The following is a 14,793-nucleotide window of genomic DNA, read 5'->3' as shown; positions in this document are numbered from 1 at the left end:
TTTTCAATTTATTTATATGTTTTAAAGAATATAGAAATTTTGTTATAAAAATTCCGATTATCGGGGGTTAAACATGAGAACTTTATTTGGTATTTCAACAATATTTTTGATGGTGGGCCTTTTAGTGGCTCCCGGATGTGCTTTTGCTGCTGAATTTTCAACTAGTGATAATTTTGATTCTGATTTTAAATTATCTGCATCTTCTGAGAAAATTAGTCCAGAAGTTAAAGGCGGTGGAGGAAGCCGTGGTGGTTCCAGTTCATCAAGTAGCTCAAAAGCGATCAAGAAAGCTGACGGGGATGACGATGATGGTACGGATGATGGTTCAGACTCAGGATTTCCATGGTGGATTATCCTACTTATAATAGTCATAATACTCCTGGCAGTAGCTGCAGTGGTATGGTTTGCATTTTTAAAGAAATAGGGTCTAAATAACCTTTATTTTTTATTATTCACATTTTTATTACTTTAAAAATAAAAAGGTAGTTTTATGGTTGTAATACTACAAATTATCAAGAAAAATTTTCCTAAAGTTATTAAATTACCAGTAACTAAAATTTTAACGCTGGTTCTGGCGGTTGTTGCCTATGGTACTATTGGATTTCATTTAATAGAGGGTGTAACATGGACAGAATCTCTTTACTGGACTTTTGTTACTATCGGTACGGTGGGGTATGGTGATTTCAGTCCAAAGACTGCTTTAGGAATGTATTTTACTATTACGGTAATTATATTTGGAATAGGAACTTTTGCTCTGGCTGTGGAGACTTTATTAGAGTTCCTGGTTAAAAGACAGCAATTGAGATTAATGGGGCTTGTTAATGTGGAAAGATCAAATCATGTGGTAATTTGCGGCTGGACCGAAAGTACCATGGAATGCATAAAAGAGATTGGAAAAGATTTCGAGGTATTTGTCATAGATGAAGATGAAGATGTGCGAAAAAAAGTTCTTAAAAATAAGGCTAATTTCGTACATGGAGACCCAACCAGAATGAAAGATCTCGAAAAGGCCAATGTAAAAGGAGCTAAATCCATAATAGTGGACATGGAATCTGATTCTCATACTATTCACTGTATTCTGGGCATAAGAAAACTGGACAAAGAGGTTAGAATTATTGCTGAAGCTCAGCGATATGAGAACATTGAACAGATAAAACTGGCCGGGGCCAGCCAAGTGATTTCCCCATTTGTAATTTCGGGTCGTTTAATGTATAAAAGTATCCAGGATGGATACGAGGCCATGTTTGTTCAGGAAGTCCTAGCAGAGCACAGTAATAGAGAAATGAAAGAAGTTGAAGTACATTTTAACTGTTCATTAATTGGCCAAACCCTTTTAGAAGCTGATATCCACGAGAAAACAGGTGTGGTTGTATTAGGAGTAGGTGAAGAAGGAGATCTTATTATTGACCCTCCTAGGGAATTTATAATTAAAGAAGGAGATATAATTTTAGGAGTAGGAAAACCTGAAGAATTTACAAAACTGGAAACATGCCTTAGGACATGATTTCATTTTTATTCTAAAAAAATCAATATTTTTAAATTATTTTAATTAATATTATCTGGCCAAAATTAAACTTAATTTTTCTAATTATTTTAATTAAACAATCTACTCAATTAATTAATTTATATTCTTAGTCTTTATTCTTTAATTTTATCCATAATATTCTTAAAATCAACATTAATCTTTTGCAGTGGCTTAATAAACAGACTTCCATTAATATTTTCAGTTTTAAACACAAAAGGTATGATATTAACTCCCTTTTCCTGAGCTTTTTGTAGTGCTCTAGAAAAATCCGGATCTGTATCATTGTTTGGAGAAAATACTTTCGCATCTTCTTTGAGAATTAAAAATAGTACTGAAGATTCAAATCCTTTATCTAGGGCAGATATAAGTTCTTCCACATGTTTTTTCCCTCTAATAGTTGGTGCATCTGGAAAACGGGCCCATTCATCTTCAACTAAGGTACATCCTTTCACTTCCACCAGCATTTTTTTCACATCAGGTATTGAATCATCAATAGGCTTTAATAAAAAGTCTAAACGACTCTTTCCAAATGTGTACTCTCTTCTTTCAATGGAAAATCCTTTAAATTCATCAACCCGCCCAGATTCAATTAACTCTGCCGCCAGATAACTATGGAATCCAGAATTTATCAAAACCCATAAATTATCTTTAAAAACACCTATAACATCAAACTTTGTTTTTCTTTTGGGGTTATCGGCTGCTTTTCTAAGAATTAGCTTAATTCCTGGATGAAGTAGCTCTTTCAATCTCCCAGGATCTCTAAGATGTGCTAATTTAGGATCAGCATCTTTAGAATCGCTACGGTCTTGGAAAAGGACAGTAAATCTATTGGGTCTCTCCAAAAATATTCCTTCAATTAATTCTTTTATTTGCATGAATGGGTTTCCTAATTAATTTAGTGTATTTGGGGCCTAAATTATTCTACTTAATCATTATAAACTATTAATTGTAGATAATATATTAATTATAGAAATTAAAATTATCTAAAACCATTATGAAGTCTTGGGCCTTTTTTTCAGTAAGATTAAATGCTTCATAACGGTAAGTTTCATAAACAATGATTGGTGTGCCGTTTTTTATCAGTGGCTCACTTATATACGGGGCACTGGTAGGTTCATTAGATCGAGGAGGTATGTAATAGCTTAAACCCGGCAAATTTTTAACCAGAAAATGTGCGACCAATAGTGATTCATTATTGGGAATAGCAGTGAAAATAAAAGTCTTTTCTTCATATTTTCCCTGGTTGGAATGCACATCCACTACCATAACAAACTTATTTTTCGCTATATCACTTACTGCATATTTATAAGCCAATAATTGTCCATAATAACGGTTTTTATTGTAATCATTACTGGCATTTACCTCGACTTTATAAATATAGTAACAGTACTTTAAATTGTTCTGATTTTTTAAAATAGAATTATAAATGGCCTTATGTGATTCTTCTTCTGCTGGGTGAACACCTATTATGTAGGCAATTTTAATTGGGGAGCTTTTATTTCCAAATGCCCCAAATTTTATTACTTTTCCAGCGGGACACGTCCAATTGGTATTTGGAGGGTTCTGGCCAGGATTAAAAATGCGTTTATTATTTATAGGATTTAAATACTCATGAAGCATATATGGGTTACTAGGAAGATTTATTTGATATTCATAAGTATTTGAATCATTATAATGGCCCAAAAGGATATTTAAATTACTTAAAATAAAAATAGATGTAGTAAAAAGAATAACAATAAAAATAAGCATTATTCTTCTATTTTTTAATTTCATTATTATCCTCTTGTTTTAAGAATTAACTTAAGAATTTATTTGATTATTAATTGATAAATTTATATTGATTACCATTCCAAATATTCTTTACATATTTATATGCTTGAAATATTTTATAATAGACTAAATTTAAAGTTTTATTCATATAAAATGTAGTATATAAATTATATTTCATATTTTAATCTACCATATGTTATACATAATCATTATATTAATTAAGAGGTGAAATTTTTGCATCCAAGACCAAGTCCCATTGCCGCTTCCCTTTATACATTGAGAGACCTTAATGCTGACGTTGTAATTCTCCATGGCCCTCATGGCTGCTGTTTTAGAACAGGGAGGCTTCTGGAAAGCGATGGTGTTCGAGTACTGACCACGGCCATGTCCGAGAATGATTTTATTTTCGGGGCCAGTGAGAAACTGGAAGAAGTTCTTAAAAAAGCAGACGAAATGTTCTCTCCAAAATTAGTGGGAATAGTCGGTACCTGTGCCAGCATGATAATTGGAGAAGATCTTAAAGAAGCTATAACTCAAGCCAATATACCTGCCCTAGTTTTACCTGTAGAATCGCACGGGGGATTTGGTGAAGGAGATAATACTGAAGGAGCCATAATTGTTCTGGAAGCTGCAGTCCTGGCAGGGATTATTCCTCCAGAAGAAGCAGAAAGGCAAGTAAAAATGCTTAGAATGGCCACTGAAATTGAAAAAACCAGGGGAATGGCTCAGGGAGAATATATAGCTCCATCTTTTGGTGATAATCATGAAAAAATCGCTTTAAAACTTACAAATGCACTTAAAAGTGGTAAAAAAGTGGCTATGGTTTTAAATGCTAAAAAAGAAACTTCTTACTTGTTTGCGGATGTGATGAAACTTCCTTACGCGGAAATAAACCCGGATAATATGCCTCTAGTAGTGGCCAACCTTGATCATAATATTGGACTTCCTAGAATTAGACAGCATGCTGAAAATATTAAAAATGAGCTTTCAGATGCTGGAATTAAGGTGGATTACATCACTGGTGGCCTGGATGAATATCCTATCACTGCCCAGGCTGCTGCGGAAATATTAAAAGATGAAAACATAGAATTTGCAGTTATAGCTGGAGTTCCACATGCTCTACCTATTGAAGAGTTAAATATAGAATCGGTGGCAGTTACGGATGGTCCTAGAATAGTTGAACCCCTTAGAAGGCTGGGATACTCTCATGTGGTGGCTGAATTAGATGCTCATTCTAAAACTCTGGGAACAAGTGTAATAGTAAAATCTGATTTTGGAGATACAATTCACAAATCCATTAGATCGGACTGAATTTGATTGTTGAGAATAAAAATAGCATAAAAAATATTTATCGTGACAATATATTTATTCCAGTTTTTATAAAGCGGAATATTGATGAGATATGCTATTGAAATAGAAAATAGTAAATAAAATTATAGTGTGCTTATTGAGATTAATAAATCTAATGAGCTCAATTTATATATTAATATTATTTGGGTGATAAAATGAGTAAAACAGTTGGTATGATTCTTTGTGGCGGTTTTGGAAAACGTCTACGTCCTATTACTGAGAGAATTCCTAAACCTTTAATTGAAATGAAGGAAGGATACACCATACTTGATAAACAGCTTTTTGACTTTAAAAATGCTGGTGTGGATCAAGTGTATCTTTTAACTGGATTTTTAAGTGATAAAATCCAGGAAAGATATGGTGAGGAATATAAAGGTGTTCAAATTGAATATGTGGAAGAATCTGAACCATTAGGAACATTAAATGCCATAAAACTTGGAATGGAAGCTATTGATAGCAATAAGCAATGTATTATTCGTAATGGGGATGTAGTTGCTGATTTAAACATTAAAAAAATGATTCATTTAGGGGAACAGTCTGATTATCCTTTATCCATTTTCATCACCAAAATGAAATCACCTTATGGTATTGTAGAAGTCAGCGGGGATCGTTTGGTGGCCTTTAAGGAAAAACCCGTTTTGGAATATTATATAAATGCTGGAGTTTATTTTGCCAAGGGACCTCTTGATTTTGGCGATTTTGACGTGGGAGATATTGAGAAAACATTGTTCCCTATGATGGCCAAGGAAAATCAGTTAGGTTACTACAAAGAAGACGGACTGTTCTGGATGGCCATTGATACTTCTAAAGAACTGGAAGAAATACAAAAAGAATATCAAAATCGGGAAGACAAGCCTTGGGGATATGAAAAAGTCCTTATAAACACCGAAAAGTACCTTACCAAGGAATTATTTATTCGGGAAGGTTACAAAACTTCTTTCCATTATCACGAACAGAAAGATGAAACCATGTACATTGTATCTGGTGCAGGATATATTGAGTTTGAAAACAAGAAAGAATACTTTGGAACTAATGATACCATCCGTATCGAGCCAGAAGAACCACATTCTATAGTGGCCATGGAAAATACAGTTCTTCATGAAGTATCTACTCCTCATCTGGATGATACGGTTCGGGTCAATGACTTCTATACTCGATAACTTTTAATTTTTTTTATATATTTTATTATTTTACTTAAAATTCTAATTTAGATATTTTTAATTTATATAAATCTAAATAATGATTATAGGGGATCAAATGGTAACTATTATTAATTATGGCAGTGGAAACCTGAAAAGTATTCGTAATGGATTTCTTAAAGTTGGTGTGGAACCTGAAATAACTCAGGATCCTCAAAAAATGCTTGATGCAGATGCATTAATATTGCCGGGGGTTGGTGCGTTTGGTAGTGCCATGGGAAACCTTCAAAAGTATCATGAAGTAATTTTGAATCACATCGAAGAAGGCAAACCGTTTTTAGGCATTTGTTTGGGCCTACAACTTCTTCTAAGTGGAAGTGAAGAGAGTCCGGGTATTAAAGGTCTGGATATATTTCCGGGTAATGTTATAAGGTTGCCACCGGGTCAAAAAATACCTCATATGGGCTGGAACCAGCTAAATATAAAGAGAGAGTGTGCTATTTTGGAAGGCATCGGAAAAGAGTATTTTTATTTTGTACACTCATTTTATGCTCACCCTGACAATGAGGAAGTTGTTTCAGCCACTACTTCTTATGGAATGGACGTGCCGGCTGTTTTTTGCAGGGATAATGTATTTGCCACTCAATTCCATCCAGAGAAAAGTGGGGAAGTCGGATTAAAAATCTTAAAGAATTTTGTAGATCTTTTAAAATGATTTATAAATTTTCTTTATGCTCTTTAAAAAAATTAGGAAAATATAATTATCATAAAAATTATATATAGTATTACTATAAATATAATAACAACTTTCTAAAATAATTTGTATCTTATTTAAATTTTAGAATAATTGGGTGATTAAATGGACATCGAGGGCTTTGTGCGCAGAAGAATTGCTGAAGAGGATCAAAATATTATAGAAGATGTGCTTTCAGATAGAATAATGGAATTTAAAGATATTGATAAGGAAAATGCTCTTAAATTGGCTTCAGCAGTTGTGGATGAAGTTCAAAATACCTTAAAAATTCAAAATCAGGAAGATGAATTTTTAAAAGAAATAATTGGATTTCACAGCGCCGATGTGGCCATGGGAGAAATGGGTGTAGGTTCTCGAGGGGCAGGAGACTTTTTTGTCCATCGAAAAATCGCGGAAATCGTATCCAGTACTCAAACTAATTCTTTTATAAATCCCACAGCTCAGGATGATGGAGGAGTAATTAAAACCTCTACCAAAGGTGAAGACGTTTATATTACCACGGCTGTAGATGGAATACACTCCCGACTCAGTGAATATCCATTCCTAGGAGGATTCCATGTGGCCCGAGCTTCTTTAAGGGATGTATGTGTCATGGGATCTGAACCGGTGGCCATTATATGTGATTTGCATCTGGCTGATGATGGAGATGTGGGAAAACTCTTTGATTTCATGGCGGGAGTAGCAACCGTTTCGGAATTGATTGATGTGCCTATTGTGGCGGGCAGCACTCTCCGGGTCGGCGGGGACATGGTTTTAGGTGACCGTTTGGTAAGTGCAGTGGGTTCCATTGGTGTATCACAGCATGCACCAACTGCTCGAAAAAGAGCAGAAGCAGGTGATGTTATTCTTTTAACTGAAGGATCAGGAGGGGGAACTATTACTACCACTGCCCTATACCACGGCCTATTCGATGTGGTGTGGGAGACCATGGATATTAACTTTATTCAGGCTTCAGAAGCTATTATCAAAGCAGGTCTGCTCCCCAAAGTCCATGCTATGACGGATGTAACTAATGGTGGCCTTCGGGGAGATGCTCATGAGATTGCTACCACAACGGGTCTGGGATTAGAATTTTATCAGGAAAAAATCTGGAAAATGATTAATCCTAATGTTTTGGAAATGCTTGAAAATTTAGATATAGATCCATTAGGTGTTTCTGTGGATTCTCTTATGATAATAGCTCCTAAAGATGTGGCTGAAGATGTTAAAAAGGCCATATCTGATGTGGGAGTAAAAATCATGGAAATTGGAAAGGTAGATGATACGGGAATTGCTCGTATGATAAAAGCAGATGGTTCCACAGAAGAGTTGATTCCATTGTTTAGAGAAGCGGCTTATACTAAAATTAAGAAGTTAGTAGGGGACACTACCCCGGAAGACTTTGAGAAAATGAAATATAAGGTTGAGAAAGCTGCTATAGATTCCATTGAAAAGAAAAACCGGGTGGTCAAGGCCATAAGGGGCGATTAGGAAAATTGGCTGGAGAGATTATATGGATCAAAAAGGTTTCTTGGCCACGGCTGATGCCATTTTTGGCCTTTTAATAATCTTTATTTTAATTTCTGCAGTTTTGAATGTAACTAATACTCCCATGCCTTCTTTTTCTCAGGAAATTAATCCAGAACAAGATGTTCAGGATATTATGGAGACCATGGCCACTAATCCCGCATATGGGGATAATCAGACTATTTTAACGGAGATTACCATTCATCTTTTATCCCAAAATAACAGTAAGGATGCGGTGGCCTCTTCTGGCCTTATTGTATCCGATTTCCTTAATAAAACAGTTCCTGGAACGAAATACAATTTTACCGAGACCCAACAATTAAATGGAACTACCATAGCTGCTAATGAAAAAATGGAGAATGCTAAGAATATTCATTCGGCCATCAGACACTGTGGAAATTACACTTTTCAATTATATTTATGGAAATAACTTAATCGGAAGAGCAATTTAGAAAATAAAAAATATCTAAATATTTTACTGGATCAATTACTCTAATGAATGAAGTGTTCAAATGGAATGTGAGTATTTTGAAAAATTAAAGGATCATAAGTTTGGTGATCTCATTGGTGAGACAACATACTGGCTAATAATCCTGGCCCCTGACCAGAGGAACCTGGGAACATGTGTGGTGGCCCTCAAAAGAGATGAAACAGAACTCTCAGGTTTAAATCCTGATGAATGGGCTGATTTATCCAATACAGTTCAAAAACTTGAACACGCAGTTAAAAAAGCATTTAAGGCCACCATGTTCAACTGGGCTTGTTTAATGAATTCATCTTACCTTCAGGATCCTCCCACGCCCCACTTGCACTGGCATTTCATTCCACGTTACAAATCATCATTTATTTTTCAAGGAAAAACATTTGAAGACCCTTGTTTTGGCATGAGCACCATGTATGATAGGGGAAGATCTTTTAAACTTTCAGAAGAGCTAAAAAACAAAATTAAAATGGAAATAATAAAATATTTAGAAATTTAAATGTGAAAATTCTAGTTGTAACCTTTTAAAAATGTTTTTCAGCCTTATTAATTGAAAATATAAAATTATGAACAACAAAACTGAAAAACACTTAAATATAAAAAAAATCAACTACTTATAGGTTTCAAATCTGACACTTGAAACACTTACTTACTGTTTTGTATTTGCCCTGATAGTGTAGTGGATATCACTTAGGATTGCGGATCCTATAACCCGGGTTCAAGTCCCGGTCAGGGCACTATCTTGTTTAAACATGATTCTTATATTATTAATTGATCTTTTGTTATCACTACAATGCTAAGAGATGAAAGAGAAAAATAAATTGTTTATACATACTGGAGCATTAATTGCACTTTTATTGCTCCTATTAATAAGTTCTAAAAATTTAATTTATCTGTTTCTTATTTTTGGATTAATAATGGTATTCATAGCATCTATATTTAAGATCAAGAATCTGGACCATAAATTGTATTATGTTTATATAACTCCTATTTTAGTATTACAAGGCGTAACATTGATTTATATTTACTTATTTAAATCAATATATCTTTATGATGTATATTGGATTCTTTATTGCGTTTTTGTCATGATATTCATATTTTCTGTTTTTTTATGGATTAATTATTATATTTACCGCCATTAATCTCCTAAATTCCATAATCGACGGAATATTTCAAATATCTTTAATGTTATTGGACCAAACTTATTTTATTATAAAATTATTATAAATCACTAACTCTATAACCCTCTAAAAACAAATATAAAACCAATAAATATTCAGGATGGTGAGGCCATGACTTCTTATTTCAACCCGGAAATTGAAACAATGGATCGAGGTGATCTGGACGGCTTAGTTGAAGCGCGTATAAAATATACGGTCCGATATGCCTATGATAATTCTCCTTTTTATAATAAATGGTTTAAGAGAAACAATATAACTGTTTCAGATATTACAACTCATGAGGACCTTCAGGAACTGCCTATAATAACTGGAAAAAGCATGAGGAGTCATCAACCTCCTGAAACAGAAAAATTCGAATTCAAATGCGGTAATTGGAAGGATATTTACACCATTCACGAGACCAGTGGTACCAGCGGTCGGCCTAAATCATTCTTTTTAACGTGGGAGGACTGGAAAAGGTACTCTGAGAAATACGCCAGATCATTCACTTCCCAGGGATTTGGCCCAGGAGACCGTATTGTAGTCTGTGCATCCTATGGGATGAATGTGGGGGCCAATACCATGACTCTGGCTGCCCAAAAAATGGGAATGACCATAATACCTGAAGGTAAATGCACATTTCCAGTGAGGATTATTCAAAATTATGAACCTACAGGAATAGTGGCCAGCATATTCAAACTCCTGAGACTGGCCCGAAGAATGAAATCTGAAGGATTGGAACCCCAGGATTCAAGCATTCAGCGACTTATTGCTGGCGGTGAGAGTTTTTCTGAAGAAGCAAGGAAATATGTGGAAGAAATTTGGGGAGTGAATATTTACAATACCTATGGGAGTACTGAAGGTACTATGTGTGGGGAATGCAGTAAAAAAGTGGGTTTGCACGTCCCAGAGGATATGGTACATCTGGATGTCTATGATCCTTTGCTAAAGGAATTTACAGAGGATGGTGAATGCGGTAGAATTGTTTTAACTACTCTTTTACCAGAAGGTGGAAAAACCGGTACTCTATTACTTAATTATGACACTGATGATACTTCGGTGGTTGTTTCCCGGGATAAATGTGCCTGTGGCCGAACTCACATGCGTATTTTGAATCCACAGAGGGAGGCAGAAACATTTTGGGTAGCTGGTTCACCTTTTAACCGGGTTGATGTGGAAGCAGGAGTATTCCAAAGAGAAAACATGGATTATCTCACGGGAGAGTATGAGGCATTTATTTATGGAAATGAAGATGAAGGTGAAGTGACCATGAGGGTCCGTATGGAATGTGAAAGTATAAATAACTGTGACCAGGACTTAATAAAAGAAAATTTCCTCAAATCATTCTTCCAGTACAAAACAGGACTTAAAGAAGCTTACCAGGATGGATCATTCGATGTTTTATTTAATTTTGAAGGCCCGGGGGATTTAGAATTTTATAAAATTAAGGGAAGGCCAAAAAGAATAGTTGATCGGCGTTAATATGCTGAAAACAATTTATTTTTTATTTTTTCAAGTCAGCCTATTAATTATTTAATCATGATTGATGGAAATTATTTTTATTCCTAACTTTTTTTATACCTTAAGGCCCTATTAATTCTATAAATAACTGATTTAAAATTCAATTTAAATTTAACAAATATTTAATAATAAAACTATAAAAATTCTATAAACTTGAGGAAATTTAATGCTTAATGCTGAAACTTATATTACAGATACTGAAGGTATCGGCGGACGAATTAGAACAAAATACGAGGATTTTTATGTGGAAGAAATTCCAGAAACGGTCCCTAGTGGTGAGGGCCCTAATACTTGGATTTGGATAGAGAAAGTAGGCCGAAATACCTTGGATGTGGTTCTAGACATGGCCAGAGATCTTCATCTGGACCGTAAAAGAATGGGCTTTGCAGGCATGAAAGATAAAAAGGCAGTAACTCGCCAATGGCTGTGCATTAGTAATTTTGAGCCAGAACAAATTGAAGAGATTAAAGATCAGTTTCACAACGTGGAATTTCTTAAAATCACTCAAAATCAGAAAAAACTCAGAATTGGCCAGCTTATTGGAAATAAATTCCGAATTCTGATTCGGGAAATTGAAGATCCAGAATCTGCTGCTTTTGTAGCTCAAAATGCCTTAAAAAAACTGGAAGAAGTGGGAACTCCTAACTATTATGGTTGGCAAAGATTTGGAAAACCACGCAGTAACACTCATCTGGTGGGTAAGGCCCTGGTTGCAAATAATCTGGCCAAAACAGTGGGTGCTTATATTGGAAATCCACATTCTGAGGAACCAGAGTGGATAAAAGTGGCTAGAACGGCTTATGATGAAGGTAAACTTGAAGAATCCTATGAATTAATGCCTACGGGTATGAGATATGAAAGAATGATGCTTAGGGCCCTTTTAAAAGAGCAAAGGAAGAAAGAAACATTGGATGATGATTCATATCGTAAAGCTTTACTTAGTTTACCCAAACCGCTTAGTAGAATGTTTGTACACGCTTATCAGTCCTTTTTATTTAATAAAGCAGTTAGTGAGAGAACGGCTATGGGCATAAATCAATTTGTGGAAGGAGATATTGTCATTGATAATGAAGAACACTTGATTCATGATTCTTCTCCAGAAGAACTCCAAGAAATGATGGATAGCTTCCAGGCCCATCCTACTGCACCCCTTTATGGTAGTAAGGTTCCTTTAGCTGGAGGAAACGTGGGTGAAATGGAAAAAGCTGTTTTAGATGAAGAAAAAGTATCTTTAGAAGAATTTATATGTCCTAAAATGCCAAGATTAGGTAGTCATGGTTTAAGAAGGGCCATAAGATTTAAAATTTGGGATGTATCGGCTAAAGCCACTGATGAAGGTGTTTTAACTGAATTTTCAATACCTAAGGGATGCTATGCAACAGCAGTATTAAGAGAGGTTATGAAGGGCGGAGCTATTTAATAACCACCTTGATTTATTCATGATTTAGGGCGTTAATACACATATTTAAAGGTTATAATGAAATTTATAATCTTATTATAATTATCTAAAGTTTGAGGGGGAGAATGTATATTATGAAGACTTTAAAATGTCGAACCATTTCAAAAGGCCAGGCCAAAGGCGAAGCTTTAGTTAGCAGTGAACCTATAAGTTTTTTGGGTGGAGTAGATCCCCATACTGGTCAAGTTATTGATTCCAAGCACGAACTTAATGGAAAAAACATCAAAGACAAAATTTTAATTATCCCGGGGGGAAAAGGATCCACAGTGGGTTCTTATGTTATTTTCCAGATGGCCAAAAGTAAAACAGCACCTAAGGCCATAATCTGTCTTAAAGCAGAACCAATAATTGCTACTGGTGCTATAATGGCTGAAATACCTATGGTAGATAATATTGAAGGAAATATAATGGATATGGTATCTTCTGGAATGGAAATAGAAGTGGATACGACTGAAAAAGAAATAAGAATATTTTAATCCATTAATTAAATCAATTTTTTTATCATCACAGTAAAAAATGGGAATTTTTTTTTTTTAAGTTTAAAATTAAATAAAAAAGAGAATTTAATGAATATTATTTAATAAATTTATATATTTATTAGAATTTTTAGTTATTCATGTTAGCTTCGGCCAGAACGCCACCTATGGCTCCTAAAACTCCAGTTATAAGTATCAGGACGATGGTTAAAAGTATTCCAAGTAATGCACTAATAAATCCAGCTAAATTTCCTAAACTGGCTGATAGGAGGCCTATAAATGCAGTTATTATTCCCAGCCCTAATAGTGATAAAATTCCAATTATTAAACCACCAATAACTCCAGCTAATGCTCCATTAAGGGCCCCATCTGGCTTTCCTTCTGTAATAAGATAAATCGTAGCAAAACCACCTAGTAATGGTCCCAAAAAGAACAATGGAAATATTGCAAGGCCTAATGCTAGAGTTAATGAGGCGGTAATTAATGATCCTAAAATTATGGCTTTCCAATCAGTCATTTTAAACACTTATTCATTTCTATTTTTTATTTTCATTTGACCTATCATGATTAAAGAACCAATTGTTCCACCAAGGATACCTATACAAGCATTTCCAATTAGTGACATGGCCAGACTTTGCACAATTTGGAGAATAATGCTTTGATTTAGGTAAAGAATGTATAAAACGTAAATTAGCCAGATAACGGCCCCTACAATTCCACCATGAATAGCGCCATTCATAGGATGACCTTTAGCTAAATATCCTGTTAGAATACCTCCAATTAAAAGTGGGACGAACCCTACGCCTATAAGTCCAATTGCATTGAAATTTAAAGCCCTTGATAAATAACTTAAAATTAATCCCAATACTAAAGTTAATACAATACCAATAACTATTGCTTTCCAATTAAAAGGGAGAAAATTTTCATTTTCAGATGAATCCATTTGTTTAACTCCTATTAAGTAAGTTTAAATATATTATATTAATTTATAATAACCATTATTTATACAATATTTTTATTATTCTACAATTCCATATAATTATTGGCAAAGGATTAAGCTGCAGGATAATGGAATAGTTTATTTAAAAATAATATTTGAAAAGAATAGGTAATTTTTATTTACTAATTTTATTTAATTATATTTATAAGAATTAAAAAAATAAAAAAAGTTATATTATCTTTCGGCTACAAAAACACCGATGGCTCCACCAATGCCTCCTACTATAGCATAGAGTACAATGTAAACAATTGACATTAGTAATCCTGCGCCTAGCATAGTGAGACCTGCGGCTCCTCCAATGACGGCTCCAAGTATAAGAACTAATAATAGTACTATAATCCCGGCAATAACTCCTACAAGAGCTCCATGAATGGCTCCATTCATCCATTCTCCGCCAATAGAGTAACCAACATATGTAGTTGCTAATAAATATCCTAAGATTGCTCCCCAAGTTCCGAGGATTGCACCTAATATGAAACTTAAGACAATCGCTAATATAAATCCAATAATAACGGCTTTCCAGTTTATATCCATTTTTTCACCCCTTTTTAATTTTAATATGATAATTAGTTTATTTAATATTCCATATATTTTTTTCTTTTTGAATCTAAGGCCAAATTTTGGTTTGAATTATCCATAAATATTCCTTCAA

Annotated in this window: 16 protein-coding genes and 1 tRNA gene; 12 read left to right on the top strand and 5 right to left on the bottom strand. The window is 34.3% G+C overall.

Annotated elements, in window-relative coordinates:
- The first annotated feature begins 73 nt into the window (after positions 1–73).
- Both Q7I96_09240 and Q7I96_09235 read left to right on the top strand, forming a co-directional pair.
- Complete coding sequence (locus Q7I96_09240) at positions 74–424, top strand: hypothetical protein (GenBank protein MDO9627791.1); 351 nt, start codon at positions 74–76, stop codon at positions 422–424.
- Between the two features lie 66 nt (positions 425–490).
- Entirely contained in the window at positions 491–1,504 is a 1,014-nt protein-coding gene (locus Q7I96_09235; GenBank protein ID MDO9627790.1) for an NAD-binding protein, read from the top strand.
- Between the two features lie 134 nt (positions 1,505–1,638).
- Here Q7I96_09235 and sfsA read toward each other — a convergent pair whose 3' ends face one another.
- Positions 1,639–2,400, bottom strand: a complete 762-nt coding sequence (gene sfsA / locus Q7I96_09230; GenBank protein MDO9627789.1) for a DNA/RNA nuclease SfsA — start codon at positions 2,398–2,400, stop codon at positions 1,639–1,641.
- Positions 2,401–2,485: 85 nt separating this feature from the next.
- Complete coding sequence (locus Q7I96_09225; GenBank protein ID MDO9627788.1) at positions 2,486–3,298, bottom strand: hypothetical protein; 813 nt, start codon at positions 3,296–3,298, stop codon at positions 2,486–2,488.
- Between the two features lie 231 nt (positions 3,299–3,529).
- On the opposite strand from Q7I96_09225, the gene cfbD reads away from it, so the two are divergent.
- The 10 genes from cfbD (at position 3,530) to Q7I96_09175 (ending at position 13,141) form a co-directional block, all read left to right on the top strand.
- Positions 3,530–4,606 carry a Ni-sirohydrochlorin a,c-diamide reductive cyclase catalytic subunit gene (cfbD, locus tag Q7I96_09220; protein ID MDO9627787.1) on the top strand — a complete coding sequence of 359 codons (1,077 nt, stop codon included), beginning with the start codon at positions 3,530–3,532 and terminating at the stop codon, positions 4,604–4,606.
- Between the two features lie 194 nt (positions 4,607–4,800).
- Positions 4,801–5,805, top strand: coding sequence for a sugar phosphate nucleotidyltransferase (locus Q7I96_09215; protein ID MDO9627786.1), 1,005 nt, complete (start codon positions 4,801–4,803; stop codon positions 5,803–5,805).
- A gap of 97 nt (positions 5,806–5,902) precedes the next feature.
- Positions 5,903–6,499 carry an imidazole glycerol phosphate synthase subunit HisH gene (gene hisH / locus Q7I96_09210; GenBank protein MDO9627785.1) on the top strand — a complete coding sequence of 199 codons (597 nt, stop codon included), beginning with the start codon at positions 5,903–5,905 and terminating at the stop codon, positions 6,497–6,499.
- Positions 6,500–6,643: 144 nt separating this feature from the next.
- Complete coding sequence (locus Q7I96_09205) at positions 6,644–8,008, top strand: AIR synthase-related protein (GenBank protein MDO9627784.1); 1,365 nt, start codon at positions 6,644–6,646, stop codon at positions 8,006–8,008.
- Between the two features lie 22 nt (positions 8,009–8,030).
- Positions 8,031–8,474: a hypothetical protein gene (locus Q7I96_09200; protein ID MDO9627783.1), complete on the top strand. Its 444-nt coding sequence runs from the start codon at positions 8,031–8,033 to the stop codon at positions 8,472–8,474.
- Between the two features lie 82 nt (positions 8,475–8,556).
- Positions 8,557–9,024, top strand: a complete 468-nt coding sequence (locus Q7I96_09195; protein ID MDO9627782.1) for an HIT family protein — start codon at positions 8,557–8,559, stop codon at positions 9,022–9,024.
- A gap of 166 nt (positions 9,025–9,190) precedes the next feature.
- Positions 9,191–9,262, top strand: a tRNA-Arg gene (locus Q7I96_09190).
- 555 nt (positions 9,263–9,817) lie between these two features.
- A complete protein-coding gene (gene ftsA, locus Q7I96_09185; GenBank protein MDO9627781.1) occupies positions 9,818–11,167 on the top strand; it encodes a coenzyme F390 synthetase in 1,350 nt (449 codons plus the stop codon).
- Between the two features lie 205 nt (positions 11,168–11,372).
- Positions 11,373–12,626: a tRNA pseudouridine(13) synthase TruD gene (gene truD / locus Q7I96_09180; GenBank protein MDO9627780.1), complete on the top strand. Its 1,254-nt coding sequence runs from the start codon at positions 11,373–11,375 to the stop codon at positions 12,624–12,626.
- 113 nt (positions 12,627–12,739) lie between these two features.
- Positions 12,740–13,141 (top strand): DUF126 domain-containing protein, encoded by a 402-nt coding sequence (locus Q7I96_09175; protein MDO9627779.1) that lies wholly within the window; start codon positions 12,740–12,742, stop codon positions 13,139–13,141.
- A 130-nt stretch (positions 13,142–13,271) separates the two neighbouring features.
- Here the strand turns inward: Q7I96_09175 and Q7I96_09170 are convergent, their stop codons facing one another.
- The 3 genes from Q7I96_09170 to Q7I96_09160 form a co-directional block, all read right to left on the bottom strand.
- Positions 13,272–13,658 (bottom strand): DUF5518 domain-containing protein, encoded by a 387-nt coding sequence (locus Q7I96_09170; protein ID MDO9627778.1) that lies wholly within the window; start codon positions 13,656–13,658, stop codon positions 13,272–13,274.
- Positions 13,659–13,667: 9 nt separating this feature from the next.
- On the bottom strand, positions 13,668–14,084 hold the full coding sequence (locus tag Q7I96_09165; GenBank protein MDO9627777.1) for a DUF5518 domain-containing protein: 417 nt from the start codon (positions 14,082–14,084) through the stop codon (positions 13,668–13,670).
- A 231-nt stretch (positions 14,085–14,315) separates the two neighbouring features.
- Positions 14,316–14,675 (bottom strand): DUF5518 domain-containing protein, encoded by a 360-nt coding sequence (locus Q7I96_09160; GenBank protein MDO9627776.1) that lies wholly within the window; start codon positions 14,673–14,675, stop codon positions 14,316–14,318.
- Positions 14,676–14,793: the final 118 nt, after the last annotated feature.

The organism is Methanobacteriaceae archaeon (assembly GCA_030656015.1).
GTDB lineage: Archaea > Methanobacteriota > Methanobacteria > Methanobacteriales > Methanobacteriaceae > UBA349.
Note: the sequence above shows the minus strand (reverse complement) of the source record. Positions and strands in the feature narration are given on the sequence as shown.

Bases quoted from the DNA above. Each gene is read 5' to 3' on its own strand.
- Q7I96_09215 (MDO9627786.1), top strand. From the start codon at position 4,801: ATGAGTAAAACAGTTGGTATGATTCTTTGTGGCGGTTTTGGAAAACGT.
- Q7I96_09205 (MDO9627784.1), top strand. From the start codon at position 6,644: ATGGACATCGAGGGCTTTGTGCGCAGAAGAATTGCTGAAGAGGATCAA.
- Q7I96_09240 (MDO9627791.1), top strand. From the start codon at position 74: ATGAGAACTTTATTTGGTATTTCAACAATATTTTTGATGGTGGGCCTT.
- Q7I96_09165 (MDO9627777.1), bottom strand. From the start codon at position 14,084: ATGGATTCATCTGAAAATGAAAATTTTCTCCCTTTTAATTGGAAAGCA.
- hisH (MDO9627785.1), top strand. From the start codon at position 5,903: ATGGTAACTATTATTAATTATGGCAGTGGAAACCTGAAAAGTATTCGT.
- Q7I96_09195 (MDO9627782.1), top strand. From the start codon at position 8,557: ATGGAATGTGAGTATTTTGAAAAATTAAAGGATCATAAGTTTGGTGAT.
- Q7I96_09175 (MDO9627779.1), top strand. From the start codon at position 12,740: ATGAAGACTTTAAAATGTCGAACCATTTCAAAAGGCCAGGCCAAAGGC.
- truD (MDO9627780.1), top strand. From the start codon at position 11,373: ATGCTTAATGCTGAAACTTATATTACAGATACTGAAGGTATCGGCGGA.
- Q7I96_09235 (MDO9627790.1), top strand. From the start codon at position 491: ATGGTTGTAATACTACAAATTATCAAGAAAAATTTTCCTAAAGTTATT.
- Q7I96_09160 (MDO9627776.1), bottom strand. From the start codon at position 14,675: ATGGATATAAACTGGAAAGCCGTTATTATTGGATTTATATTAGCGATT.
- Q7I96_09200 (MDO9627783.1), top strand. From the start codon at position 8,031: ATGGATCAAAAAGGTTTCTTGGCCACGGCTGATGCCATTTTTGGCCTT.
- sfsA (MDO9627789.1), bottom strand. From the start codon at position 2,400: ATGCAAATAAAAGAATTAATTGAAGGAATATTTTTGGAGAGACCCAAT.
- Q7I96_09170 (MDO9627778.1), bottom strand. From the start codon at position 13,658: ATGACTGATTGGAAAGCCATAATTTTAGGATCATTAATTACCGCCTCA.
- ftsA (MDO9627781.1), top strand. From the start codon at position 9,818: ATGACTTCTTATTTCAACCCGGAAATTGAAACAATGGATCGAGGTGAT.
- Q7I96_09225 (MDO9627788.1), bottom strand. From the start codon at position 3,298: ATGAAATTAAAAAATAGAAGAATAATGCTTATTTTTATTGTTATTCTT.